We start from the raw sequence: 24376 nt of genomic DNA on the forward strand, positions 1-24376 counted from the left end.
CTGGATGCACGATGGTTTGCGGCTGCCAACAGGGCAGCGGCATGCAAAGTGCCGTGCGGGAAAGCTCAGGTCGGGACGGGGGTCCGCCGAGCTGCCCGCACGGCCAGGAAAAGCACGGCTCGACGGGCCGGGATCGCCGGCAAGCCGATGCGGGCGGCCGCCGCCAACGCGCACGCGGCCACGCCATGCATAGCACGGCGAAGCAGAACGGTGGCGCGGAGGGGGCGTGGCATCAGCGAATAGGTAGAGGCAGGAACCGGCATGGCGGGGCGCGGCCGGGCAATGAGTCTTATCCCATATTTTGTCGGCAATGTCCATCCATTGTGCCGGGATCCACGGTCAACAGCGTTTATTCGTCAAGGCCCGCGCGTGACCGGGCGATGATTTGCCGCCTCATCCGGCAGCCGGATCGTAATTGTGAACGCTGTCTACATGTACTAGACTCGGAAGCACGTGCCCTACATCGGGGCAGTTCCGCAGGAGCCATGATGACTGCTAGCACGGCGCCGCATACCGATCCCCATTCGATGCCGACCCCGGAATCCGGGCCGGCGATGCTGCTGGTCGCCACCATCAAGGGTGCCTGGTTCCTGACCAGCGACGCGGCCCGGCGCAACTGGGCTTTGCGGGGACCGGTGTTCCTGGGACATACCATCCATCACATCGTGCAGGATCCGCGCGAGCCCCGGCGCATGCTGATGGCCGCACGCACCGGCCACCTGGGCCCGACCGTCTTCCGTTCCACCGACGGCGGCCAGAACTGGACGGAAGCCACGCGCCCGCCAGCCTTTGCCAAGGTGCCTGAAGGCGAGACGGGGCGCGTCGTCGATCATGTCTTCTGGTTGACGCCCGGACACGCGACCGAATCCGGCACGTGGTACGCCGGCACGTCTCCGCAGGGTCTGTTCCGGAGTACCGACCATGGCGCAAGCTGGGACTCCGTGACCGGTTTCAACGACCACCCGATGCGGCGCAGCTGGACCGGCGGCGAGCAGGACGGCACGCCCGACGGCCCCAAGCTGCATTCCATCCTGGTCGATCCGCGCGACCCGAAGCACCTGTACATCGGCATGTCGAGCGGCGGCGTGTTTGAAAGCACCGACGCCGGCGCCGACTGGAAGCCGCTCAACCGCGGCTGTGCCGCCAATTTCCTGCCGGACCCCGATGTTGAATACGGTCACGACCCGCACTGCGTGCTCCAGCATCCGGCCGCGCCCGACATCCTGTACCAGCAGAACCACTGCGGCATCTACCGCATGGACCGGCACGAAGGAATCTGGAAGCGCATCGGCGACGCCATGCCGCGCGAGGTCGGGGACATCGGCTTCCCGATCGTCGCCCATCGGCGCGATCCGCGCACGGTGTGGGTATTCCCGATGGATGGCAGCGACGTCTGGCCACGCGTGAGCCCCGGCGGCAAGCCGGCGGTCTATGTCACGCGCGATGCCGGCGAAAGCTGGCAGCGCCAGGACCGCGGCCTGCCGGCCGGGCAGGCCTGGCTCACGGTCAAGCGCCAGGCCATGGCGGCCGACGCGCAGGCACCCGTGGGCCTGTACTTCGGCACCACCGGCGGCGAGATCTGGGCCAGTGCCGACGAGGGCGAACACTGGCAGTGCATCGCCAGCCATCTGCCGCACATCTACGCGGTGCAGACCGCGCGGCCGGCCTGACCGGGGCCCGGGCCATGCGCGTGCATATTGCCTCGCCGCTGCTTTCGTACACCGGCCAGCAGCCGGTGGTGGAAGCGCATGGCGGCAGCATCGGCCAGTTGCTCGAGGATCTCGACCGGCAATTCCCCGGCATGCGCTTCCGCATCGTCGACGAACAGGACAAGCTGCGGCCGTATATCCGCGTCTTCGTCAATCGCGTGCAGTGGATGCGGCTCGACGCGCCGCTGCACGACAATGACGAAGTCCACATCCTGCAGGCGCTCGCCGGCGGCTGAACTGCCGCACTTCACGTGCGCCGCACCGCGCGCCTTGATCTGGCGCAGGGGTGCGCCTTAAATCCCCCGTCCCGCCTGCCGTTATCCAGACATCCAACGTCTGCTGTCCGCCTGCCGCCAGGCCGCAGACCGCACCTACCGCAGCGGCAAACCAATCGGCCAATCGGCATGCAAGGGGAGCATCAAATGAGCAGTTCGATGAGGGACATCGACGAGCGCACCAACCTGACCAACAACAACCAGTTCGAGCTGCTGTTGTTCCGTCTGGGCGACGCCGAGCATTCAGGCCAGTCCGAACTGTTCGGCATCAATGTCTTCAAGGTCCGCGAAATCCTGGTGATGCCGCCGGTCACCACGGTGGTCGGCGCCGATCCGTCGATCCTGGGCATGGCCGACATCCGCGGCCAGGTGATCCCGGTGATCGACCTGCCGCGCATGGTGGGCTGCAAGCCCGCGAACGGCCTCGGCATCCTCCTGGTCACCGAATATGCGCGCTCGACCCAGGGGTTTGCGGTGGAAGCGGTCGAGGAAATCGTGCGGCTGGAATGGAACCAGGTGCATTCGGCCGAGGCCAGCGTGCAAACCGGCCACGTGACCAGCATCGCCAAGCTCGATGCCGGCACCGACCAGGCGCGCCTGGTGCAGGTGCTCGACGTCGAGCAGATCCTGCGTGACGTGCTGCCGTCCCGCCAGCCGGACGTGGTCCCGGAATCGGTCGGGCCGCAGCTCACGCTGCCGCCGGGCACCAAGGTGATCGCCGCCGACGATTCGGCGCTCGCGCGCGGGCTGATCGAGCAGAGCCTGAAGGCGCTCGGTGCGCCGGTGCTCATGACCAAGTCCGGCAAGGAAGCCTGGGAACTGCTCGACAGCATGGCGACCGAAGCGGCCAGCAAAGGCCGCTCCATCCACGACGAGGTGGCACTGGTGCTGACCGACCTGGAAATGCCCGAGATGGATGGCTTTACGCTGACCCGCAGGATCAAGGCGGACAGCCGCCTCAAGTCGCTTCCCGTGGTGATTCATTCATCGCTTTCGGGGGAGGCCAGCGAGGAACACGTACGCAAGGTCGGCGCCAATGCCTACGTTGCCAAGTTCGTTGCCAAGGAACTGGCCGAGACGCTCCGCAGTGTGCTGGTGCACTGAATCCGGAGCCCGGTTGTATCGCATCAGGCACAGAATCGCCGCTGGCGCAACCATTTCCCCACGCCGCGCGGCTGCCCAGAATTTAGGCACTCCAGTGTTTCCCAATACCGGCGCGCCTTGTGCGGTTGTCAATAGGCCGGATATCCACTGTTCCTGTGGATAGTTTTCCCGGTGATCCGGCCGCCTCATACCAAAGGATGAGGCGGCGCCCGAAATTCCCGGGGCCGGACGGCCGCGCCGCCCGCCACTTACCTACTTTGGCTGGGCCACCACCCGGAGGTAGGGCTTCAGCGTCTTGAAGCCGTCCGGGTACTTCTTCCGGGCGTCTTCGTCCGAGACCGAAGTCGGGATGATCACGTCGTCGCCCGGTTTCCAGTTGACCGGCGTCGCCACGGCATGCTTCGCGTTGAGCTGCAGCGAGTCCAGCAACCGCAGGACTTCGTCGAAATTGCGGCCGGCGCTCATCGGGTACGCCAGCATGGCCTTGATCTTCTTGTCCGGCCCGATCCAGAACACCGAGCGGATGGTCGCGTTATCCACAGCCGTGCGCGGACCGCCGCTGGCTTCCGGATGGATCATGTCATAGAGCTTGGCCACCTTCAGGTCGGCGTCGCCGATCATCGGATAGTTCACCGCATGGCCCTGCGTCTCTTCAATGTCCTTGGCCCAGCGCGAATGGTCGCCGACCGGGTCGATGCTCAGGCCGATGATCTTGGTATTGCGCTTGTCGAATTCAGGCTTGAGGCCGGCCATGTAGCCGAGTTCGGTGGTGCAGACGGGCGTGAAATCCTTCGGGTGCGAGAACAGGATGGCCCAGCCGTCGCCGATCCATTCATGGAAGCGGATCGGGCCCTGCGTGGTCTCGGCGGTGAAGTCGGGAGCTTCTTCGCCTATTCGAATCGCCATGATCGGACTCCTTGGTCTTGTGGTGAAGGTGGGGGAACGGGCTGTCGCCCGCATGCCAGGTCCCTGCGGGCGCCTAGCGGAATACCAGCACGGGAATCGCGCTGTGCGTGAGGACCCGGTGCGTCTCGCTGCCGATCAGCATGGCCTGCAGGCCGCGCCGTCCATGCGATGACATCACGATCAGGTCGCAATCTCTCTGTTGCGCCGTCTGCACGATCGCCTGCCACGGGTGGTCGTCCGTGGCGGTGACCGTTTCGCACGGCACGCCCGCCTGCGTGGCCGCCCGGCTCAGCGCGGCCAGGAACTCGTCGGCATGGCGTGCCGCTTCCGCGGCGAAGGTCTCCCGGGTGTCCTGCAGGCTGGTCAGCCGGTAGGTCATCAGGTGGTACTGGGGAATCACATGCAGTCCGGTGACGCGGGCGCCGAGGCGTCCGGCAAAGGTCATGGCGCGCGCAATCATCGCGTCGGCACGGGGCGAGCCATCCGTGGGAACCAGGAAGTGCTTGAACATCGAGTCCTCCGCTGCCAGTCCTCTGAAAGCCGGCGCGTTTCCGGCTGGCGCATGCCCCGGTCCGCGCGGGCCAATCCAGTATAGGAATTGCCCGCCCGTCGCGACAGCCCGTTAGTGCGCTTTCCGGCATCGATGCGCAGCCTCCGGACCGGGTCGGCCGGCGCGTGTCGATGATTAACATGCTGTTATCATCCGATGTGCTTACCGATCACCGTCGACGAAGGTGCCCCAATGATTGCGTTGCGCGAAGCATGGCAGGCCGGATTGTTCCGCCGCGGGAACTGGCTTTCCAACATCGTTGCCGGCGCCATCGTCGGCGTGGTGGCGCTGCCGCTGGCCATGGCCTTTGCCATTGCTTCCGGCGCCAAGCCGGAACAGGGGCTGTACACGGCGATCGTGGCCGGCCTGCTGGTTTCGGCCTGCGGCGGCAGCCGGGTGCAGATCGCCGGGCCGACCGGGGCGTTCATCGTCATCCTGTCCGGCATCACGGCAAGGCACGGCATCGACGGACTGCAGATCGCCACGCTGATGGCCGGCCTGATCCTGCTGGCCATGGGGATGACACGCCTCGGCAGCGTGATCCGCTATATCCCGGCGCCGGTGATCGTCGGCTTCACGGCGGGCATCGGCGTGATCATCTTCGTCGGCCAGTGGCGCGACTTCTTCGGCCTGCCGGCGGTGGCCGGCGACCATTTCCACCAGAAGCTCTGGCATCTGCTGCAAGTCATGCCGCATTGGCATCCGGCAACCACGGCGATCGCGCTGCTGAGCCTGCTGCTGGTGGTCGGCACGCCGCGCCTGCCCTGGCTGCGGCGCATCCCCGGGCCGCTGGTGGCGCTGGTGGCGGCCACTGTCATCCAGGCGCTGTTCCGCTTCGACGGCGTGGCCACCATTGGCAGCGCCTTCGGCGGCCTGCCGCGCGGCCTGCCGGGGCTGTCGCTGCCCGAGGTCACGCTCGCGCGCGTGCTGGAACTGGCCGGGCCGGCCTTCACCATCGCGATGCTCGGCGCGATCGAGTCGCTGCTGTCGGCCGTGGTCGCCGACGGCATGGCCGGCACGCGCCATGACTCCAACCAGGAACTGGTGGGGCAGGGGCTGGCCAACGTGGTCGCACCGCTGTTCGGAGGCTTTGCCGCGACCGGCGCCATCGCGCGCACCGCCACGAATATCCGCAACGGCGGCAACAGCCCGCTGGCGGGCCTCACCCACGCCGCGACGCTGGTGCTGGTGGTGCTGTTCCTGGCGCCACTGGCCGCCAACGTGCCGCTGGCCGCGCTGGCGGCCATCCTGTTCGTGGTGGCCTACAACATGAGCGAGCTGCGGCACTTCGCGCGCATGGTGCGCCGCGCGCCGCGGGCGGACGTGGCCATCCTGCTGATCACGTTCTGCCTGACCATACTGACTGACCTGGTGGTGGCGGTGAATATCGGCGTGATCCTGGCCATGCTGCAGTTCCTGCGGCGCATGTCGGCATCGGTGGAAGTCTCGCGCCAGGACGCCCCCGACGTGGAGCACGAACTGTCGCGCGAAGGCGGCATGCCGTCCGGCCTGCCGCCGGGCGTGCTCGTGTACGGCATCGACGGGCCGTTCTTCTTCGGAGCGGTGGAAAACTTCGAACGCGCGCTGATTCAGACCCACACCGATCCGCGCGTGCTGCTGATCCGGCTGCGCCGCGTGCCGTTCATGGACATGACCGGCCTGCAGACACTGGAGGAGGTGATCGGCAAGCTCAGGCAGCGCGGCGTGGCCGTGGTGCTGTGCGAAGCCAACGCGCGCGTGCGCCAGAAGCTCGCGCGCGCCGGCGTGCTGGCGGCGCTGGGGGAAGGGAACTACCAGGAAACGCTGGCCGCGGCGACCGAGCGCTGCGCGCGCATCGCGCGGCCGGAATGACGAACCGGCCTGGAACCCCTTTCTCTTTATGCGATGGGTTCTCAGGCCTTGTCGGCCGGGGCCTTCTTCCGGCCACCGGGCCTGGCCTTGGTGGCATATTCCACGCCGTGCTGGGCGAGGTATTCGCGGATGAGTTGCCGCACCACTTGCGACGGCGTCAGGTCCTGCGATGCGCACAGGGTCTCGAAAGCCTTTTTCTTGACCGGATCGATCAGGATGGTGAGGCGGGCGGTCTTGGATTCCATGGAGGTCAGTCGCGATGCGCGGCGGCGATCGGAACCGCATTATATACAGGGCCAAACGCGCGTCCCCGGCTGGTCTACAGTTCCTCTTCGATCGGCAGCATCCGCAGCAGTCCCTGCCCGAGATGCTGCAAGGCGCCCATGCCCGGTTCGCTGTCATAGGTGCGCAGCAGGCCGTTCTCACGCGTCACCCATTCCAGGTGCGCGGCATTGCCGTCGGTGCCGGGGGCGAGCATGACCTTGTAGGCGACGTCCAGCAGCGCCTGGTCCAGGTTCTTGCCGAGCGCTTCGCACAGCGCCGCGCTGTCGACGACCACGCCCATCTCGGTGTTGAGCCGGGCCGAACGCGGATCCAGATTGAGCGATCCGACGAACAGCAGGTGCCGGTCCACCATATAGCTCTTGGCATGCAGGCTGGCGCGGCTCTTGCTGATCATGCTGCGATGCGCGTGCTGGCCTTCGCGCGCCATCTCGGCGTAGGCCGAAGGCTTGAGCTCGTACAGTTCCACGCCGGCTTCCAGCAAGTCCTCGCGCCAAGGTGAATAGCCCGCGTGTACGGCGCTGACGTCGGTGGCGGCGAAGGAGTTGGTCAGGATGCGCACCGTCACGCCGCGTTTCGTCATCTGCGCGAGCCAGTCGACCGACTTGCGGTCCGGCACGAAATACGGCGATACCAGCGCCAGTTCCTGCTGCGCGCTCCCGAGCAGCTTCGCCAGCTTGGGGATGGCATGACTGGAATCGTCCTCAGGCGGCAGCGTGACCTTGGCCGCCTTGTCGGCGATCACCGTGGCACGGCCCCAGTACGCGGGGAGCTTGCCGCCTTCCAGCGCCTGTGCCAGCCCTGAGGCCTGCAAGGTTTGCGAGTACTCGCCGCCGCGGGCTTCGGCCACGTGCTCATCGAGGTATTCGCGCACGGCCTGCAATTGCGCTGCCGCGTCCTCGGGCGGTTTGGCCAGCGCACTGACCGGGTACGCAACGGCGCCGTTCCAGTAATCGTCGAACACGGCCGAGACCTCCGGCACCACCGGGCCGGCCAGCAACAGGTCAAGGTCCGTGAAGTCCGAGCCCTTGTCGGCCGAGAAATAGGCGTCGCCGATATTGCGGCCACCGACGATGGTGACCTGGTTGTCGGCCGTCATCGACTTGTTGTGCATGCGGCGGTTCAGCCGGCTGTAGTCCAGGGCCATCTGGGCCATGCGCAGGCTGCGCGCCGTGAAGGGGTTGAACAGGCGGACTTCGATGTTCGGGTGGTCGTCGAGCGCCGAGAGAATGCGGTCCTGGCCGGACATGTGGAGGTCATCGAGCAGCAGCCGCACGTGCACGCCGCGGTCGGCCGCGGCGATGATGTCGGCCAGCAGCGTCTTGCCGGTCAGGTCGCCGTCGTAGATGTAATACTGCACGTCCAGCGTGCGCTGCGCGGCCCTGGCCAGCGCCAGCCGCGCCACCAGCGCGTCGGGGCCGCTGGCCAGCGGGTAGAAGGCCGATTGCCCGGGGTGCGCGGACAGCATCGGCGCCACGGTGCGGCCCAGCGGCGTGCCGGCCGTATCGGTGACCGCATACGAGGCGGCGCGCCCGTCCTGCGGCGGCAGGCTGGCGCAGCCCGCCATCAGCAGTGCGGCAGCCAGCAGCGACGCGAGGCGGCACAGCCAGCGGGACGTCGGACTGGGGCGGTCATGGATCGCGGGCATCGCATCTCCTGGGCGGCAGCCAGCCTCCTGTGTAGCGCGTTTTGCACCCGCGCGCCAGTCCTTCGCCGCCCTGCACTACTATCAAGGCAGTATCGGAACGAACCGGGACAAACCGGGACAAGCCAGTCAGGAGACCGCCATGGATCAGGAAGCCTTCAACATGAGCATCCGCAAGTTCCTCAAGACCGTGGGTGTCAGTTCACAGCGGGAGATCGAACAGGCCGTCGCGGCCGCGCTGGCCAGCGGCGAACTGGAAGGCAACGAGATCCTGCCGGTGAAGATGACGCTGGAACTTGGCCGGCTCAAACTGAGTGCGACATTCGACGGCGACATCCGGCTGGCCTGACGCCGCGGACTATTCGGGCAGCGCCAGGTCGGCGATCACCGCGGCCAGGAAGCGCGCCGCCTCGCCGCCGGTGACCACGCGGTGGTCGAAGGTCAGGCTCAGCGGCATCACGCGGTGCACCGCCGGCACGCCGCCGGCGGCCACTACCTCGTCGCGGATGCGGCCCGCGCCGAGGATCGCCACGGTAGGCGGCACCACGATCGGCGCGGCATAGCGGCCCGCGATCATGCCGAAGTTCGACAGCGTGATGGTGCTGCCGCGCATCTCTTCAGGCGCGATGGTGCGCGCACGGATATCGGCGCGCATGCGGTCCAGCCCGTGGCGCAGGTCGGCCGCGTCGCGGTTGCCCACGTTGCGCAGCACCGGCACGAAGAGGCCTTCAGGCAGGTCGGCGGCAATGCCGACGTCGATCTTCTGCATGACGTGGCGCTTGCCGGTCTGGCCTTCGTACCAGGCGTTCAGGCCGGGCTCGGCGCGGCACCCGGCGACCAGCGCGCGCACCAGGCGGATGGTGACGTCATGCGCGCCCTGCCAGGCATGGATATCGGCATCGTCCATCACGGTCGCGGCGGCGACCTCGCTCTGCGCGCGCGCCATGTTCTGCGCCATCGCGCGGCGTACGCCGCGCAGTACCTCGCCCGGCCCGGTTTCGGCGAGTGTCGAGGCCACGCGCTCCACATCCGCGGCGGTGACCACGCCATCCGCACCGGACGGGTTTGCCATCGCCAGGTCCACGCCCAGGCGCCGTGCCAGCGCACGCACGGCTGGCGTGGCCTTGATGCCGGCGCCACCCGCGCCGGGCGCCAGCGGCGTGGCGGCTTCCGCCACCACCTGCGAGCCGACCTTGACCGCGCCCACCACGGTGCCCGCGTCGGCATCGTCGCCGGCGCCCTCGAAGCCCACGAGCGGCGCGCCCAGGTGGACGATGTCGCCGGCCTGCGCAAACAGCTTGCCGACCGTGCCGGCGTAGGGCGACGGAATCTCGACGATGGCCTTGGCCGTTTCCACCGACAGCAGTGGCTGGTCGGCGGCCACGGTGTCGCCGGCCTTGACATGCCAGGTCACGATCTCGGCCTCCTGCAGGCCTTCGCCCAGATCGGGCAGCTTGAACACTCTCATGGTTGCGTCCCCGGATCGTCAGGCCGCCAGCGCCTTGCGCACGGCGTCGACAATGCGCGCCACGCTTGGCAGGTAGGTATGCTCCAGCCGCGCGAGCGGCACCACGGTGTCGAAGCCGGTCACGCGCTGCACCGGCGCCGCCAGCGAGTACAGGCCGGCATCGGCCAGCCCGGCCGCGATCTCCGCGCCGAAGCCCGCCGTGCGCGGCGCTTCATGCACGATCACGCAGCGGCCCGTGCGCGCCACGGATTCGAGGATGGTCTGCATGTCGAGCGGCTTGAGCGTGGCCACGTCGATCACGGCGGCGGATACGCCCTCCTCGGCGAGCTGGTCCGCCGCGGCCAGCGTTTCCTGCAGCATCGCGCCCCAGCTCACCAGCGTGACATCGCTGCCGTCGCGCAGCGTGAAGCAGGCGTCGAGCGGCAGCGCCGCGCCGTCATTGGCGACTTCCTGCCGGAACAGCCGGTACAGGCGTGTCGGCTCCAGGAAGATCACCGGGTCGGGGTCCTCGATGGCGGCCAGCAGCAGGCCATACGCGCGCGCCGGCGATGACGGGATGACCACGCGGATGCCCGGCATGTGGGCGAACATCGCTTCGGGGCTTTCCGAATGATGCTCGGGCGCGTGGATGCCCGCGCCGAACGGCGAGCGCACCACGAGCGGACAGCTCAGGCGGTTGCGCGTGCGGTGCCGCATGCGCCCGGCGTGGTTGATGATGTTGTCGATGGCCGGATAGATAAAGCCCGTGAACTGGATCTCGGCCACCGGCTTCAGCCCCATCGCGGCCATGCCGATGGCGGCGCCGACGATGCCGGCTTCGGCCAGCGGGGTGTCCAGCACGCGCTGCGGACCGAAGCGGGCCTGCAGGCCGGCCGTGGCGCGGAACACGCCGCCGTTCACGCCGATGTCCTCGCCCAGCAGCAGTACGTCGGGGTCGTATTCCAGCGCATAGCCCAGCGCCTGGTTGACGGCCTCGACCAGAGTGATTTCAGCCATGGTGCGCTCGCCTCAGTTCGGGTTGGGCTGGCCATGCGGCGCGGCATAGCGCCGCGCGGTCGCCAGCTGTTCCTGCAAGGCCGCCGGCATGGTGGCGAACAGGCAGTCGAACATCGCGGCCGGGTCGGGCGGCGGCAATGCCAGGTAGGCTTCCACGGCCTGGGCCACCTGTTGCGAGCATTCGCGCACCAGCGCCTCTTCGCGTCCCGCATCCCAGGCCCCCAGCTTCAGCAGGTGTTCGCGCAGCCTCAGCAGCGGCTCGGCCTGCCAGTGCGCCTTGACGGTAACCTCGTCACGGTAGCGCGAGGCATCGTCGGCCGTGGTGTGGTCGCCGAGCCGGTAGGTGATGGCCTCGATCAGCGCCGGTCCTTCGCCGGCCCGCGCGCGCTCGATGGCCTGGCCCACGCGGTGCCGCACCGCGACCACGTCGTTGCCGTCGATCTGCTCGCCGGGAATGCCCGCGGCGATGGCCTTCTGCGCCAGCGTGTGCGCAGCCGTCTGGCGGCTGCGCGGCATGGAGATGGCCCACTGGTTGTTGTTCACGACGATGACCAGCGGCGCGTGCCAGGCGCCGGCCATGTTCATGCCCTCGTAGAAGTCGCCTTTTGAGGTGCCACCATCGCCGAGCATGCAGACCGCCACGCGCTTCTCGCCGCGCAACTGGACGGCGTAGGCCACGCCCGCCGCATGACATACCTGCGTCCCGATCGGCACGTTGTTGCCGAAGTCATGCGGCGCCGCCGCAAAGCCGCTGCCGCGCTCGTCGCCGCCCCAGTACAGCAGGCTCTCGGTCATGGTGACGCCGCGCACAAACTGCGCGGCGTGGTCGCGGTAGGACGGCACCAGCACGTCCTCGGCGCGCATGGCGCTGGCCACGCCCACGCCGACCGCTTCCTGCCCGAGCGCCGAGGCGAACGTGCCGATCTTGCCGGTGCGCTGCAACGCAATGGCCTTGAGGTCGAACTGGCGGGTCAGCACCATCGCGCGGTACAGCGGCAACAGCGCGTCCGGGTCGGTGGCGAATGGCGGGAGAGGGGAAGAAGAAACCGGGGATGCGCCCGGCGGGTCCAGGTATCGTGTGTAGCCGATGTCAAAGCTCGCAACCGTGCCCATGTGGGAGGCCTCCGATGTGCGTGTCAGGGATCCCGTGCGTTCCTTGTGGGAGGGCGGGACCGGGTCGGGTTGCATTGAGTTTAGGGCATGGGCACGCGCATGGGGGATCAAAAGCGGCGCCTGTGTTACTCCGGGCGCAGAAGCGTGGCCGGATCGGCCATGCCGTGCTGCAGCAAACGGAGCGCGTCGGCAGGCCGCATTACCCGGCGGCAGAAAACAGGAAAGGCTCCCGGTGGGAGCCTTTCCGTACGGGGCTGCGTTCAGCCGGTTCGCCTACTTCTGGTAAGCCGGCGGCACGAAGCCCGCGAAGCGCTGCTGCGCCACCGCCTTGAACTCGGCGGACTGGTAGGCCTCGCGGATGTCCTTCACGAACGGCTTGTTGAGGTCCGCCGTCTTCACCGCCACCAGGTTCATGTAGTAGTCGGGAATCTTCTCGAGCGCCAGCGCCGAGTTCAGCTTCAGGCCGGCGGCCAGCGCGAAGTTGCCATTGACGAAGCCATAGTCCACGTCATCGAGCGAACGCGGCAGCTGCGCGGCTTCGAGCTGGATCAGCCTGAGCTTGTGCGGATTGCTTTCGATGTCGCGCTCCGAAGCGCGGATCATGTCCGTGCCCGGCTTGAGGGTGACCCAGCCGATCTGCTGCAGGATGGTGATGGCGCGCGCCAGGTTGCTCGGATCATTGGGCAGCGACACCGTGGCGCCGGCCTTCACTTCCGTCAGGGCTTTGTGCTTGTTGCTGTAGATGCCGATCGGCGCGGTCGGCACCTGAACGACTTCGGAGAGCTGCAGCTTGCGGTCGGCGGAGAACTTCTTCAGATAGGCCACGTGCTGGAACGCGTTGGCGTCGATCGCGCCATCGGCCAGGGCCAGGTTCGGCTGTACGTAGTCGCTGAATTCGACGATGGTGACCTTGTAGCCGCGCTTTTCCAGCACCGGCTTCACGCCGTAGCGGATCTGGTCGGCGTACGGGCCGGCCGTTGCGCCAAAGCGGATTTCCTTCTTGTCCGGATCGGCCGCGCCCGCCGCCTGCATCACGCCAATTGCCAGCACGGCTGCGAACAGCCGGATCCCCTTGCCGATCTTCATCAAAAGCTCCCCGTGGTTATCAGAATGGCGCAGCCTTCAGGCTGCATGGTCGGGCCATTGTAGGGACGGGCAGACAAGCAGGGAACGAGTGTTTCGTCATGCCCATATGCCGAAAGCGCATATGGGCGGCGAGGGCGACGACGACGGCAAAGGCAGGCGCCGCAAGCAGGACTGCGCGCCCCGTGCCGGGACGCGCAGCAGCACCATCGCGCTCAGGCAGCGTTCAGTGCGCGGTCGAGGTCTTCAAGCAGGTCATCGATGTGCTCGATGCCGATCGACAGGCGCACCATGTCCTCGCTCACGCCCGCGGCCTTGAGTTCGTCGGCGTTGAGCTGGCGGTGCGTGGTGGACGCCGGGTGCGTGGCCAGCGACTTGGCATCGCCGATATTGACCAGGCGCGTGAACAGCTGCAGCGCGTCGAGGAAGCGCGCGCCGCCTTCGCGTCCGCCGGCCTTCAGGCCGAACGACAGGATGCCGGGGCCGCGGCCGCCGAGATACTTCTGCACCAGCGCGTGGTCGGCGTGCTCGGGCAGGCCGGCGAAGTTGACCCAATCCACCTTGGGGTGCTTTTGCAGGTGTCTGGCGATGGCCAGCGTGTTTTCGGTGATCCGGTCCAGTCGCAGGGCAAGCGTTTCAATGCCCTGCAGGATCAGGAACGCGTTGAACGGCGACAGCGCCGCGCCGGTGTTGCGCAGCGGCACCACGCGTGCGCGGCCGATGTAGGCCGCCGGGCCCAGCGCTTCGGTATAGACCACGCCGTGGTAAGACACGTCCGGCTCATTCAGGCGCTTGAAGCGCGCCTTGTGCGTGGCCCACGGGAACTTGCCGCTGTCGACGATGGCGCCGCCCACGCTGGTGCCATGGCCGCCGAGGTACTTGGTCAGCGAATGCACGACGATGTCCGCGCCGTGCTCGAACGGCCGGCACAGGTACGGCGACGGCACGGTGTTGTCGACGATCAGCGGCACCCCATGGTTGTGCGCCACGCGCGCAAACGCTTCGATGTCGACCACGTTGCCGAGCGGATTGCCGACCGATTCCACGAACACGGCCTTGGTGCGTTCGTCGATCAGGTCGCCGAAGCTCGCCGGGTTGCGGCCGTCGGCAAAGCGCGTCTCGATGCCCGACTGCGGCAGCGTGTGCGCGAGCAGGTTATAGGTGCCGCCGTAGAGCTGGCTGGACGAGACGATGTTGTCGCCGGCCTCCGCGATGGTCTGGATCGCGTAGGTGACGGCCGCCATGCCCGAGGCCAGCGCCAGCGCGCCGACGCCGCCTTCCAGCGCGGCCAGGCGCTGCTCCAGCACGTCGTTGGTCGGGTTCATGATGCGGCTGTAGATGTTGCCGGGCACCTTCAGGTCGAACAGGTCGGCACCATGCTGCGCGCTGTCGAACGAGTAGGCGACGGTCTGGTAGATCGGCACGGCCACGGCGCGCGTGGTCGGGTCGGGCGAGTAGCCGCCGTGGACGGCAATGGTTTCAAGTCTCATGATCGGGTTGTTCTTTTTCGGGTGCTGGAGCGGCATGCGTGAGGAAGATGCCGGGTGAAGCCACAACGTACGGTGCGCCGGGCCTGCGCATGGTAGCAGCGCATGGTGCCCGGGACCATGCGCGGCAAAGAACCATATTGCATTTGCTTATGCGCGGCCAGTGCCGCCGGGCCGGCCGTGCGCATGCGCGATCGATTTTGGCATTGGTCATGGGATGCCCGCATATGCGCCTGTTGCGTGTGCGGCTTGCATATCGGTATGCGCATCGCTTCGCCCCGGTACGCCGCGCCGGGGGCGCCCTGTCATAATTGCATTCATGCAAGGGATGGGGGACAGCTCGACGTGTCGCCCCCATCGCGGATCAATCGGGATTCACAGCAGGAGCGTGAAATGAAAGTCGCAGTCATGGGCGCCGGGGCAGTCGGCTGCTACTACGGCGGAATGCTGGCGCGGGCCGGCCATGAGGTGGTGCTGATCGCCCGCCCGCAACACGTGCAGGCCGTCGAGGCGCGCGGCCTGCGGCTGCAAACGCAGTCGTTCGACGAGCAGGTCGGAGTATCGGCGAGCACCGACGCGGGCGCGGTGCAAGGCGCGGACCTCGTGCTGTTCTGCGTGAAGTCCACCGACACGCAGAGCGCGGCACTGGCCATGAAGCCGTCGCTCGCGCAGGGCGCGCTGGTGCTGTCGCTGCAGAACGGCGTCGAGAATGCCGAGACGCTGCGTGGCCTGCTGGAGCAGGAAGTGGCTGCCGCGGTGGTCTATGTGGCAACCGAGATGGCGGGCCCGGGACACGTCAGGCACAACGGGCGCGGCGAGCTTGTGATCGAGCCGACCAGCCAGGGGGCGACCCTGGCCCGTACCTTCGCCGCGGCCGGCGTGCCAGTCGAGACCTCCGACAATGTGCGCGGTGCGCTGTGGGCCAAGCTGATCCTGAATTGTGCCTACAACGCGTTGTCTGCGATCACGCAGTTGCCGTATGGCCGGTTGGTGCGCGGTGAAGGCGTCGAGGCCGTGATGCGCGATATCGTCGCGGAATGCCTCGCGGTCGCGCACGCGGACGGCGTGCGCCTGCCCGGTGATATCGAGCAGGCCGTGCGCCGCATTGCCGAGACCATGCCCGCGCAGACCTCGTCGACGGCGCAGGACCTGGCGCGCGGCAAGCGCAGCGAGATCGACCATCTCAATGGCCTGATCGTGCGCCGTGGCGATGCGCTCGGCATCGCCGTTCCGGCCAACCGGCTGCTGCACGCGCTGGTGAGGCTGATCGAAGACAGGCCGCGCGCCGGCTGAAGCCGTTTCGATGGCGCGGGGGCCAATGTCCGGACATGGATATGCGCTGCCCGCATAAGGCGCAGCGATATCGTTCGTTGACCGCGTCAGCCGGCGTTCCCTACAGTGCATGGCTCGTACCCGCCGCGCGCAGTGCCCATCGGCATGCGTCGCGGCGCTGGCTTCCCCTCCCAGCGCATCACCGAGCCTGCCATGACTGCAAACCTCCATAGCGGCCAGCCGAGCCGCCGGCCCTACGTACCGCAAGCGCCTGCGGGCACGAATCGTTTCGGGATCCATCCGTTCGACGCACCGCTCGGTGCGGAGGTGATCGGACTGGATCTGTCGCAACCGTTGTCCGCCGAAGATTTCGCGCGCATCCATCGCGCGCACCTCGACCACCACGTGCTGGTGTTCCGCGACCAGCGCATCACGCCGGACCAGCAGGTCGCCTTCAGCCGCCGCTTCGGTCCGCTGCAGATCCACGTGCTGCACCAGTTCCAGCTCACCGGCCATCCGGAGATCCTGGTGGTGTCGAACGTGGTGGAGAACGGCAAGCCGATCGGCCTTGGCGATGCCGGCCACTTCTGGCATTCCGATCTCTCCTACAAGGACAAGCCGAGCCTTGGCTCGCTGCTGCATGCGCGCGAGCTGCCCGCCGAAGGCGGCGACACGCTGTTAGCCAACATGCACCTGGCCTGGGACACGCTGCCAGTCGAGCTGCAGCGCGCCGTCGACGGCCTGCAGGCCGAGCACACCTACCTTGCCCGCTATGCAGAGTTGCAGGCGCGCAGCCCGTGGCGGCCCGACCTCACTCCCGAGCAGGTTGCGCGGGTGTTGCCCGTGCTGCAGCCCATCGTGCGCACGCACCCGGAAACCGGCCGCAAGGCGATCTTCGTCAGCGAGCACTTCACCACGCGCATCGCCGGGCTGCCCGAAGGCGAGAGCCGTGAACTGCTCGACCAGCTGTTTGCGCACAGCACGCGTGCCGAGCACGTGTACCGCCACCGGTGGCAGGGGAACGACCTGGTGTTCTGGGACAACCGTTCGCTGCTGCATCTTGCCGCGGGCTGTCCGCCCGAACTGCGCCGCGTGATGTACCGCACCACCATCGAAGGCGACGTGCCACGCTGAGCGCGGTGGCGTAGCCGAAGGTCTTCCTGTTCCGCTTTTTCCGGAGTTATCCGCATGTTCCCATCCCGCTTTACCGCGCGTGCCCGTGGCTGGCCGCGCAAGCTGGCATTGCTCGCCCTCGGCGCCGGGCTGGCCGTTTCCGGTGCCGCGCATGCCGAAGGCAAGCTGCGCATTGCCGAGCAGTTCGGCGTGGTCTACCTGCTGCTCAACGTGGCGCGCGACCAGCAGCTCATCGAAAAGCACGGCAAGCAACAGGGCGTCGACATCAAGGTCGAATGGACGCAGCTGTCCGGCGGCGCCGCGGTCAATGACGCGCTGCTGTCCGGCGCCATCGATATCGCCGGCGCGGGCGTCGGTCCGCTGCTGACGCTGTGGGACCGCACGCTCGGCAAGCAGAACGTGCGCGGCGTCGCATCGCTCGGCAACTTCCCCTACTACCTCGTCAGCAACAACCCGAAAGTAAAGACGATTGCCGACTTCTCCGAGAAGGATCGCATCGCCTTGCCGGCGGTGACGGTGTCGGTGCAGTCGCGCGTGCTGCAGCTTGCCGCGGCCAAGCAGTGGGGCGACAAGGAGTTCAACCGCCTCGACAAGTGGACCGTGGCCGTGCCGCACCCCGATGCCACGGCCGCCATCATCTCGGGCGGCACCGAGATCACCGGGCACTTCGCCAATCCGCCGTTCCAGGAGCAGGAACTGGCTGGCAATCCGAATGCGCGCATCGTGCTGAATTCGTATGACGTGCTCGGCGGCCCGAGTTCGGCCACCGTGCTTTACGCCACAGAAAAATTCCGCAACGACAATCCGAAGACCTATCGCGCGTTCGTCGATGCGCTCGCCGAGGCGGCAAAGTTCGCCAGCGCGAATCCGGAAGCGGCGGCGGACCTGTACGTCCGCGTGAACAAGGCGAAGATCGATCGCGCGCTGCTGGTCAAGGTGCTGAAGAACCCGCAGGTGCAGTTCAAAGTTACGCCGCAGAACACGTTCGCGCTGGCCGAGTTCATGCATCGCGTGGGCGCCATCCGCAACCAGCCGAAATCCTGGCAGGACTATTTCTTCCAGGACCCGGCCACCGCGCAGGGTAGCTGACATGGCCACGCATAATCTGCGCGTGGTGTCCGACCGTGGCGCGGCGCGCGGCCCGCTGCTGCAGGTGGACGGCGTGTCGCTGGAGTACCGCACCGAGGAGCGCATCGTGCGCGCGACGCACCGCGTAAGCTTTGACGTGCATGCGGCCGATCGCTTCGTATTGCTTGGTCCCTCGGGCTGCGGCAAGTCCACGCTGCTCAAGGCCGTGGCGGGCTTCGTGCCGCCTTGCGAGGGCGAGATCCGGCTCGACGGCGAACGCGTGCAGGCGCCGGGGCCGGACCGCATCGTGGTGTTCCAGGAGTTCGACCAGTTGCCGCCGTGGAAGACGGTGCGCCAGAACGTGATGTTCCCGCTGCGGAAATCGCGCCGCATGTCGCGTGCCGAGGCCGATGAATGCGCGATGCATTGCCTCGACAAGGTCGGACTGGCCGGCTTCGCCGATGCCTATCCGCACACGCTGTCCGGCGGCATGAAGCAGCGCGTGGCGATTGCGCGCGCGCTGGCCATGCGGCCCAAGGTGCTGCTGATGGACGAGCCGTTTGCCGCGCTTGATGCGCTGACGCGCCGGCGCATGCAGGAAGAGCTGCTGGCGCTGTGGGACGATGCGGCGTTCACGCTGCTGTTCGTCACGCATTCGATCGAGGAAGCGCTGGTGGTCGGCAGCCGCATCCTGCTGCTGTCGCCGCATCCGGGGCGCGTGCGCGCCGAACTCAACAGCCATCAGTTCAGCCTGGCCAGCCAGGGCAGCGCGGAATTCCAGGCGGCGGCGCAGCGCATTCACCAGATGCTGTTCGACGTGCCCGCCGACACCGCCGACACCACCGACACGCAGGTGCCGCGCGAGCGACCGGCGGCGCGGCAATACCGAGGGAAGCCATCATGACTGTCTCCACCGCCGCCACGCCGCGTGGCGGCTTGCCCGAAGTGCGTCCCGAGTACATCCGCGAGCCCGAGCCCTTTGTCGCCATGCCGCTCGCGCGCGCGCTGCCGTGGCCGCAGCGCCTGTGGCAGCACGGCTGGCTGCGCAAGGCGGCGATCCTGCTCGCGCTGGCGCTACTGTGGGAACTGGTGGCGCGCGTGCAGGACAACGACCTGCTGCTGCCATCGTTCCTGGCGACGGCACGCGCCTTTGCGGCCGACATGGCCAATGGCGAGCTGCCGGGCAAGGCTGCCGCATCGCTGTCGGTGCTGCTGCGCAGCTATGCGGGCGGCGTGGCGCTGGCGTTCGTGCTGACTACGCTGGCGGTGTCGAGCCGCATCGGCCGCGACCTGCTCGATACGCTGACCGCGATGTTCAACCCGCTGCCGGCGATTGCGCTGCTGCCGCTGGCGCTGCTGTGGTTCGGCCTGGGGACGAAGAGCCTGATCTTCGTGCTGATCCACTCGGTGTTGTGGCCGCTGGCGCTGAACACCTATGCGGGGTTTCGCAGCGTGCCGGAGACGCTGCGCATGGCCGGGCGCAACTACGGGCTGCGTGGCGTGCGCTATGTCGTGCTGATCCTGGTGCCGGCGGCATTGCCCGCGATCCTGTCGGGCCTGAAGATCGGCTGGGCCTTCGCCTGGCGCACGCTGATCGCGGCCGAACTGGTGTTCGGCGCGTCGTCGGGGCAGGGCGGGCTGGGCTGGTTCATCTTCCAGAATCGCAACGAGCTGTACACCGATCGCGTTTTTGCCGGCCTGGCCACGGTGATCCTGATCGGGCTGATGGTGGAAGGGCTGGTGTTCACCACGCTGGAGCGGCTCACGGTAAGGCGCTGGGGCATGCAGCACTGAGTCGCTTGCCCGCCACCTCCGGCGAGAGTAGTGTACGGCTCCGATATCCACAGCGAGACCGGAGCCCGCCATGACAGAGATCCACCACGCCGCCGCCGAGGGATTTGCGGCCCAGGCCGCTACCTACGCACGCGGGCGCCCCGAATACCCGGAGGGCATTGGCGCTTGGCTGCGCGGGACGCTCGGTCTCGGCGCGGGCAGGACAGTCGTCGATCTCGGCGCGGGCACGGGCAAGTTCACGCGCCGGCTGGCCGCGACGGGCGCGGCCGTCATCGCGGTCGAGCCGGTCGACGAGATGCGCGCGCAATTGTCCGCGGCGTTGACCGCGGTGCAGGCCGTGGCCGGCACGGCCGAGGCGATGCCATTGCCCGACGCGAGCGTCGATGCCGTCGTCTGCGCGCAGGCCTTCCACTGGTTCGCCAACGACCGCGCCATGGCCGAGATCCGCCGCGTGCTGCGCCCGGGAGGCAAACTGGGCCTGGTGTGGAACGTGCGCGACGAGAGCGTGCCCTGGGTCGCCAGGCTCACCGCGATCATGATGCCGCTCGAGGGCGATGCGCCGCGCTTCTACAAGGGCGACTGGAAGAAGGTGTTCCCGGCGCAGGGGTTCGGCCCGCTCGCGCTGGAAAGCCTGCCTTACGTGCATGAAGGGCCGCCGCAGCAGGTCGTAGTCGATCGGGTGATGTCGGTCAGCTTCATTGCCTCGCTGCCGCCCGGGCAGCAGGCCACCGTGCGCGCGCAAGTGCAGGCCGTGATCGACCAGGAGCCGGTGCTGGCCGGCCACGCGCTGGTGGCGTTTCCGTACCGGACCGAGGCCTACAGCTGCACGCGTCTGTAGCCAGGCCGGCGCCCTCCCTGCACGGTGGCGTGCAGCACTCCGAACGCAACCGGGCCGCAGGGCGGCATTGCGGCATCCGGGCAGGCTGACGCGCGGGTTTTCAGGAGGTGTGCCATGCATCGGAGCCATGCCATCTGGCCGCCAGCCTGCCGCAGGCTGGGGGACGCGGCGTGGTGCAGGTTAAAGCGCTGATCGTAGTCGCCGGCGGTGCCAGCCTTGAGTCAGGAACTTCCGCAACGTCATTGCGATGCGTCGGAAGTCCTTGCTGGTCCGCTTGGGCAGATTCCCGCGTGGGACGGGCAGAGAGGAAGGGGGAGAAGCAGGACGCGTTGCGCAGCGGGGCGGCAGCGCGCCCCGCGCGGTTTCAGTGCATGGGCAACTGGCCCAGCGCGGTCAGCGCCAGTACGACTTCGGGTGACAGGCGGCGCTCGCTGCACTGCACGCCCGCGGTTTCCAGCGTGGTCCAGAGGTCGGCGTCGCCGGTGACGATCCGCTGCCTCAGATGAGCCAGATAGGTGTGCTCGTACGGCGTCAGCGGTCGCGGTGCGCTGCGCAAGTCATCCAGGATGTCGCCAAGCGAAATGTTGTGGAAGGTCATACCAATGCAAAAAGTAAAGCTGCGGCGGGAGGTAACGCATGATTCTATCCATGCCATGCAGCAACGGCTTAACCAAAAGCAGGCAATAACCCTTCTAATTCTGGCATGGGGCGCAGACGCGGCGCATACGTGGCGTGCGATGCCGCGCCATGTGCCTTAAGGCGCCTTTGCCCTTGCCGTGCGAACGATAAGGCGGGAAATGCTGTTGCGGAAAAACGCCATCTGTCGACGCGTGCGTGTGGCCAATAAGAACCCGTCCGGATCGGTGGCCGTGCAAGCGCGCGGATCTGGATGGAGTGAATGCTGAACATGTGCGCTGCCAGAAGCACCCGCGTCGCGCCGCCAGCGGCTACCGTAGTTCGGCCGGAATAAACGTGCGGCGCCGGTCGTATACGTCTATACAACAGCTATGAGGCGAGGTTGCAAGGCGGGCCCTCGCAACGGCCCCAACGACTGCGCAGGAGGTGGGCCATGTACGGTGCAGCAAGATGGACGGCGGCATGGGTGGTCAGTCTCGGACTTTGTGCCGGGACGCCCGCGCTGGCCGACGACGAATGGAGCACGGGGCCGCCATGCCAGCAGGTGGCGGGACAGGTGGCAGTCAACGGCCAGTGGCAGCAGGTGACCGGACTGGCCTGCCTGCAGCCTGACGGCAGCTGGCAGCTGGTGGACGACAGCGGCGGCGCGTTCTACCCGACGCCCTACTACTACGACGACAGCTACCCCTGGTACTGGGCACCCGTGGGTGTGGGCTTTGGGGCGGCGTTCATTTTCGTGGACCGCCACCACCACGCGCATCCGATGCACCACGTTTTCTTCCGCCACATGGGTGGCGCCGGCGGGGGCGCGCGCGGTTTCCGTGCCATGCCGTCCGGCGGTTTCCACGGCGGCATGGGCCGCGGAATGGGCGGTGCGATGGGTGGCGCACGCGGCGGCGGGCACCGCTGACGGCCGGTCCGGCATCCATTGACAAGGGCGGGCCTGTTCTATACGGTGACTGCTCGTTCTGTCATACCGGCGTGCACTGCACGCCGGTTTTCCGTTTAGCGCCAGCCCATGCCACGCAAAGCCGCCCAGGTCTCCGAAGCCGACAAGCACGCCGCCGAAGGCGGTGCCGTTGCCGTGGACCGTGCGCTGTTCGTGCTGTCGGCGTTCCGGCTTGGCGATACCTCGCTCGGGCTGGCGGAGCTGGCGCAACGCTCCGGCCTCTACAAAAGCACGCTGTTGCGGTTGCTGGCGTCGCTGGAACATGCCGCGCTGGTGCAGCGGCTGCCCGACGGGCGCTACAGCCTGGGGCCCGAAGTGGCGCGGCTCAATGCGGTCTATGCCGCGTCGTTTTCGCTCGAAGCCGTGGTCATGCCGGTGCTGCGCGCGCTGGTACAGGCCACGCGCGAAAGCGCCGCGTTCCATGTCGAGCAGGGCGAACACCGGCTGTGCCTGTACCGCGTCGATTCGCCTCAGCCCGTGCGCGACCACATCCGCGCGGGGGAACTGCTGCCGCGCGATCGCGGCGCCGGGGGGCGCGTGTTGCGCGCCTTTGCCGGCGAGGCCGGCGAACTCTACGAGCGCATCCGCCGCCAGGGGGTGATCGCGCTGGTCGGCGACCGCAGCCCCGATATCGCGGGCGTTTCGGCGCCGGTTTTCGGACCGGACGGCGCCCTGGCCGGTGCGCTGACGCTGACCTGCCCGGCCAGCCGGTTCCGTGAAGACTTCCGTGACGATGTCCTGGGCGCGGCCCGCGCGCTGACCCAGGGGCTGGGTGGCAACTTCCCCGATTTCCCCGAGATGCCGGCGGCAGCCTGATCCCGCTGCGCGGGCGGGTGTTGTGGCGAGGCGACCCGGCTTGTCGGGGGTGCCCTGCGACTGCCGCGGCGGGATATCATTCGCGATCGCCCCCTTCACCCGTGCCCTCATGTCGATTGACGGCGCGCCTCATGGCTTTGTTAAGGGATGTTCGTGCACCTGGACCAGCAGACCATTGCGGTCGTGATGATCGTGTTCTTTTCCAGCACGCTGGTCATCGCGGCTGGGCTGGTTTTTGCGCTGCGCGTGATCGAAGCGGGGCGGCTGTGGGCGTTCGGCCATGTCATCGTGTCCGGCGCCGGACTGGCGCTCGCGGTCAGCGCGGCCGGCGGCGCGCCGGACCTGGGCGTGTTGGGCGCGGGCGCCTTCGTGTTGGGCTGGCTGCTGATCTACCGCGGCGTGCGCGTCTACTACGGCCTGCGCTCGCACGCCGGCCCGCTGGCGGCGGCCGGTGTGGTCGTGCTCGGGCTGATGGCCACGTCCTCCGGCCTGCCCGACGGGCCGCGGCTGCTGCTGGCCGTGGTCTACGGCATCCTGGCCATGATTTCCCTGGCGACGATCGGGACGCTGGCGCGTACCGGGCGCGGGCGGCGCAGCATTGGCGCGCCGCTGGTGCTGGTGTCGAGTCTGGTGCAGTTGTCGACCCAGCTGGTGTGCGCCAGCCATACGATCACGCAGGCCGGCGTCGACCGGCATGACCTCACGCTGTTCTTCGCCGGCCCGGCAGGCTCGGCCTGGGCGCTGGCGCCGCTGATCGCGGGGCTGCTCGGACTGTTCGGATTCACCGTGATGGCGATGGAGCAGATCATCGCCAACAACGAAAGCGGCGCCCGAGTGGATGCGCTGACCGGCCTGCTCAACCGTGGCGCGCTGGACCTGTCGGCACTCGGCCTGGTGGCGCGCTGGCAGCGCGACGGCCAGCCGCTTTCATGCCTGGTGATCGATATCGACCACTTCAAGCAGGTCAACGACACCTTCGGCCACCATGCCGGCGACGCAGTGCTGCGTGAAGTCGCCCAGGCGCTCGACAACTCGCGCCGCGCCTCCGACGTGGCCGGGCGCTATGGCGGCGAGGAGTTCTGCATTCTCTGCCCGCACACCGACGAACACCAGGCCACCGCGCTGGCCAACCGTATCCTGCGCAAGGTCCGCGCGATCCCGCTGCCCGGGCAGGAATGCTTTGCCTCGGTCAGCATCGGCGTGGCGCAACTGCGCGGCGAGACGGGCAGCAAGGAGTTGCTGTGGCGCACCCTGTTCGCGGATGCCGACCGCGCGCTCTACCTGGCCAAGAAGCAGGGCCGCGACCGCTACGTGCTGGCATCCGCCACGTTCGACGCGGTGCCGGTGCCGTCGCTGGTGCACGTGACCAGTCGCGTCATGACACCGGCGGCCTGAGCCGC

The 24376-nt window shown here is 67.8% G+C and carries 24 protein-coding genes; 14 read left to right on the forward strand and 10 right to left on the reverse strand.

Translation table 11 applies throughout. The annotated features are described in order from the left end of the window. Window positions 1–485 precede the first annotated feature (485 nt). The 3 genes from KHO22_RS08045 (at window position 486) to KHO22_RS08055 (ending at window position 3088) form a co-directional block, all read left to right on the forward strand. The gene (locus KHO22_RS08045) at window positions 486–1670 is read left to right on the forward strand and encodes a beta propeller repeat protein (protein ID WP_230426788.1); all 1185 of its coding nucleotides are present in this window, start codon (window positions 486–488) and stop codon (window positions 1668–1670) included. Between the two features lie 14 nt (window positions 1671–1684). Further along, window positions 1685–1945, forward strand: a complete 261-nt coding sequence (locus KHO22_RS08050) for a MoaD/ThiS family protein (protein ID WP_211946597.1) — start codon at window positions 1685–1687, stop codon at window positions 1943–1945. Window positions 1946–2131: 186 nt separating this feature from the next. Beyond that, window positions 2132–3088 carry a chemotaxis protein gene (locus tag KHO22_RS08055; RefSeq protein WP_211946598.1) on the forward strand — a complete coding sequence of 319 codons (957 nt, stop codon included), beginning with the start codon at window positions 2132–2134 and terminating at the stop codon, window positions 3086–3088. 252 nt (window positions 3089–3340) lie between these two features. Here the strand turns inward: KHO22_RS08055 and KHO22_RS08060 are convergent, their stop codons facing one another. Then, window positions 3341–3994 carry a peroxiredoxin gene (locus KHO22_RS08060; RefSeq protein WP_211946599.1) on the reverse strand — a complete coding sequence of 218 codons (654 nt, stop codon included), beginning with the start codon at window positions 3992–3994 and terminating at the stop codon, window positions 3341–3343. Window positions 3995–4067: 73 nt separating this feature from the next. Then, window positions 4068–4505 (reverse strand): universal stress protein, encoded by a 438-nt coding sequence (locus KHO22_RS08065; protein ID WP_211946600.1) that lies wholly within the window; start codon window positions 4503–4505, stop codon window positions 4068–4070. Window positions 4506–4736: 231 nt separating this feature from the next. Between KHO22_RS08065 and KHO22_RS08070 the strand changes: the two genes are divergently transcribed. Then, window positions 4737–6395, forward strand: coding sequence for a SulP family inorganic anion transporter (locus KHO22_RS08070; RefSeq protein ID WP_211946601.1), 1659 nt, complete (start codon window positions 4737–4739; stop codon window positions 6393–6395). A gap of 41 nt (window positions 6396–6436) precedes the next feature. Here the strand turns inward: KHO22_RS08070 and KHO22_RS08075 are convergent, their stop codons facing one another. Beyond that, entirely contained in the window at window positions 6437–6640 is a 204-nt protein-coding gene (locus KHO22_RS08075; RefSeq protein ID WP_211946602.1) for a CopG family transcriptional regulator, read from the reverse strand. Between the two features lie 74 nt (window positions 6641–6714). Further along, window positions 6715–8325 carry a phospholipase D family protein gene (locus KHO22_RS08080; protein ID WP_211946603.1) on the reverse strand — a complete coding sequence of 537 codons (1611 nt, stop codon included), beginning with the start codon at window positions 8323–8325 and terminating at the stop codon, window positions 6715–6717. A gap of 139 nt (window positions 8326–8464) precedes the next feature. Here KHO22_RS08080 and KHO22_RS08085 point away from each other — a divergent pair, with 139 nt between their 5' ends. Then, on the forward strand, window positions 8465–8671 hold the full coding sequence (locus tag KHO22_RS08085; protein ID WP_211946604.1) for a DUF6494 family protein: 207 nt from the start codon (window positions 8465–8467) through the stop codon (window positions 8669–8671). A 9-nt stretch (window positions 8672–8680) separates the two neighbouring features. Here KHO22_RS08085 and KHO22_RS08090 read toward each other — a convergent pair whose 3' ends face one another. From KHO22_RS08090 to KHO22_RS08110, 5 genes are all read right to left on the reverse strand, one after another. Further along, entirely contained in the window at window positions 8681–9790 is a 1110-nt protein-coding gene (locus KHO22_RS08090; protein WP_211946605.1) for a dihydrolipoamide acetyltransferase family protein, read from the reverse strand. Between the two features lie 18 nt (window positions 9791–9808). Further along, the gene (locus tag KHO22_RS08095; RefSeq protein ID WP_211946606.1) at window positions 9809–10786 is read right to left on the reverse strand and encodes an alpha-ketoacid dehydrogenase subunit beta; all 978 of its coding nucleotides are present in this window, start codon (window positions 10784–10786) and stop codon (window positions 9809–9811) included. 12 nt (window positions 10787–10798) lie between these two features. Beyond that, window positions 10799–11899: a pyruvate dehydrogenase (acetyl-transferring) E1 component subunit alpha gene (gene pdhA, locus KHO22_RS08100; protein ID WP_211946607.1), complete on the reverse strand. Its 1101-nt coding sequence runs from the start codon at window positions 11897–11899 to the stop codon at window positions 10799–10801. 273 nt (window positions 11900–12172) lie between these two features. Further along, window positions 12173–12985, reverse strand: a complete 813-nt coding sequence (locus KHO22_RS08105) for a MetQ/NlpA family ABC transporter substrate-binding protein (protein WP_211946608.1) — start codon at window positions 12983–12985, stop codon at window positions 12173–12175. A gap of 212 nt (window positions 12986–13197) precedes the next feature. After that, the gene (locus KHO22_RS08110; RefSeq protein WP_211946609.1) at window positions 13198–14472 is read right to left on the reverse strand and encodes an O-acetylhomoserine aminocarboxypropyltransferase/cysteine synthase family protein; all 1275 of its coding nucleotides are present in this window, start codon (window positions 14470–14472) and stop codon (window positions 13198–13200) included. A 390-nt stretch (window positions 14473–14862) separates the two neighbouring features. On the opposite strand from KHO22_RS08110, the gene KHO22_RS08115 reads away from it, so the two are divergent. The 6 genes from KHO22_RS08115 to KHO22_RS08140 all read left to right on the forward strand — a co-directional run bounded on the left by KHO22_RS08115 (window position 14863) and on the right by KHO22_RS08140 (window position 20575). Beyond that, window positions 14863–15762, forward strand: a complete 900-nt coding sequence (locus tag KHO22_RS08115; RefSeq protein WP_211946610.1) for a ketopantoate reductase family protein — start codon at window positions 14863–14865, stop codon at window positions 15760–15762. A 192-nt stretch (window positions 15763–15954) separates the two neighbouring features. Beyond that, window positions 15955–16875 carry a TauD/TfdA dioxygenase family protein gene (locus KHO22_RS08120; RefSeq protein ID WP_211946611.1) on the forward strand — a complete coding sequence of 307 codons (921 nt, stop codon included), beginning with the start codon at window positions 15955–15957 and terminating at the stop codon, window positions 16873–16875. Between the two features lie 54 nt (window positions 16876–16929). Continuing rightward, entirely contained in the window at window positions 16930–17964 is a 1035-nt protein-coding gene (locus KHO22_RS08125) for an ABC transporter substrate-binding protein (RefSeq protein WP_211946612.1), read from the forward strand. A gap of 1 nt (window position 17965) precedes the next feature. Continuing rightward, a complete protein-coding gene (locus tag KHO22_RS08130; RefSeq protein WP_211946613.1) occupies window positions 17966–18847 on the forward strand; it encodes an ABC transporter ATP-binding protein in 882 nt (293 codons plus the stop codon). Continuing rightward, window positions 18844–19737: an ABC transporter permease gene (locus KHO22_RS08135; protein ID WP_211946614.1), complete on the forward strand. Its 894-nt coding sequence runs from the start codon at window positions 18844–18846 to the stop codon at window positions 19735–19737. The genes KHO22_RS08130 and KHO22_RS08135 overlap by 4 nt, the downstream gene beginning before the upstream one ends. A 70-nt stretch (window positions 19738–19807) precedes the next feature. After that, window positions 19808–20575: a class I SAM-dependent methyltransferase gene (locus KHO22_RS08140; RefSeq protein ID WP_211946615.1), complete on the forward strand. Its 768-nt coding sequence runs from the start codon at window positions 19808–19810 to the stop codon at window positions 20573–20575. A 364-nt stretch (window positions 20576–20939) separates the two neighbouring features. Here KHO22_RS08140 and KHO22_RS08145 read toward each other — a convergent pair whose 3' ends face one another. Beyond that, window positions 20940–21173: an IclR family transcriptional regulator gene (locus tag KHO22_RS08145; RefSeq protein WP_211946616.1), complete on the reverse strand. Its 234-nt coding sequence runs from the start codon at window positions 21171–21173 to the stop codon at window positions 20940–20942. 471 nt (window positions 21174–21644) lie between these two features. Between KHO22_RS08145 and KHO22_RS08150 the strand changes: the two genes are divergently transcribed. The 3 genes from KHO22_RS08150 to KHO22_RS08160 all read left to right on the forward strand — a co-directional run bounded on the left by KHO22_RS08150 (window position 21645) and on the right by KHO22_RS08160 (window position 24371). Beyond that, a complete protein-coding gene (locus tag KHO22_RS08150) occupies window positions 21645–22121 on the forward strand; it encodes a hypothetical protein (RefSeq protein ID WP_211946617.1) in 477 nt (158 codons plus the stop codon). Window positions 22122–22229: 108 nt separating this feature from the next. After that, window positions 22230–22976, forward strand: coding sequence for an IclR family transcriptional regulator (locus KHO22_RS08155; RefSeq protein WP_211946618.1), 747 nt, complete (start codon window positions 22230–22232; stop codon window positions 22974–22976). A 153-nt stretch (window positions 22977–23129) separates the two neighbouring features. Then, window positions 23130–24371 (forward strand): GGDEF domain-containing protein, encoded by a 1242-nt coding sequence (locus tag KHO22_RS08160; RefSeq protein ID WP_211946842.1) that lies wholly within the window; start codon window positions 23130–23132, stop codon window positions 24369–24371. Window positions 24372–24376 lie beyond the last annotated feature (5 nt).

The sequence above is a fragment of the Cupriavidus yeoncheonensis genome (assembly GCF_905397275.1).
Taxonomy (GTDB): domain Bacteria; phylum Pseudomonadota; class Gammaproteobacteria; order Burkholderiales; family Burkholderiaceae; genus Cupriavidus; species Cupriavidus yeoncheonensis.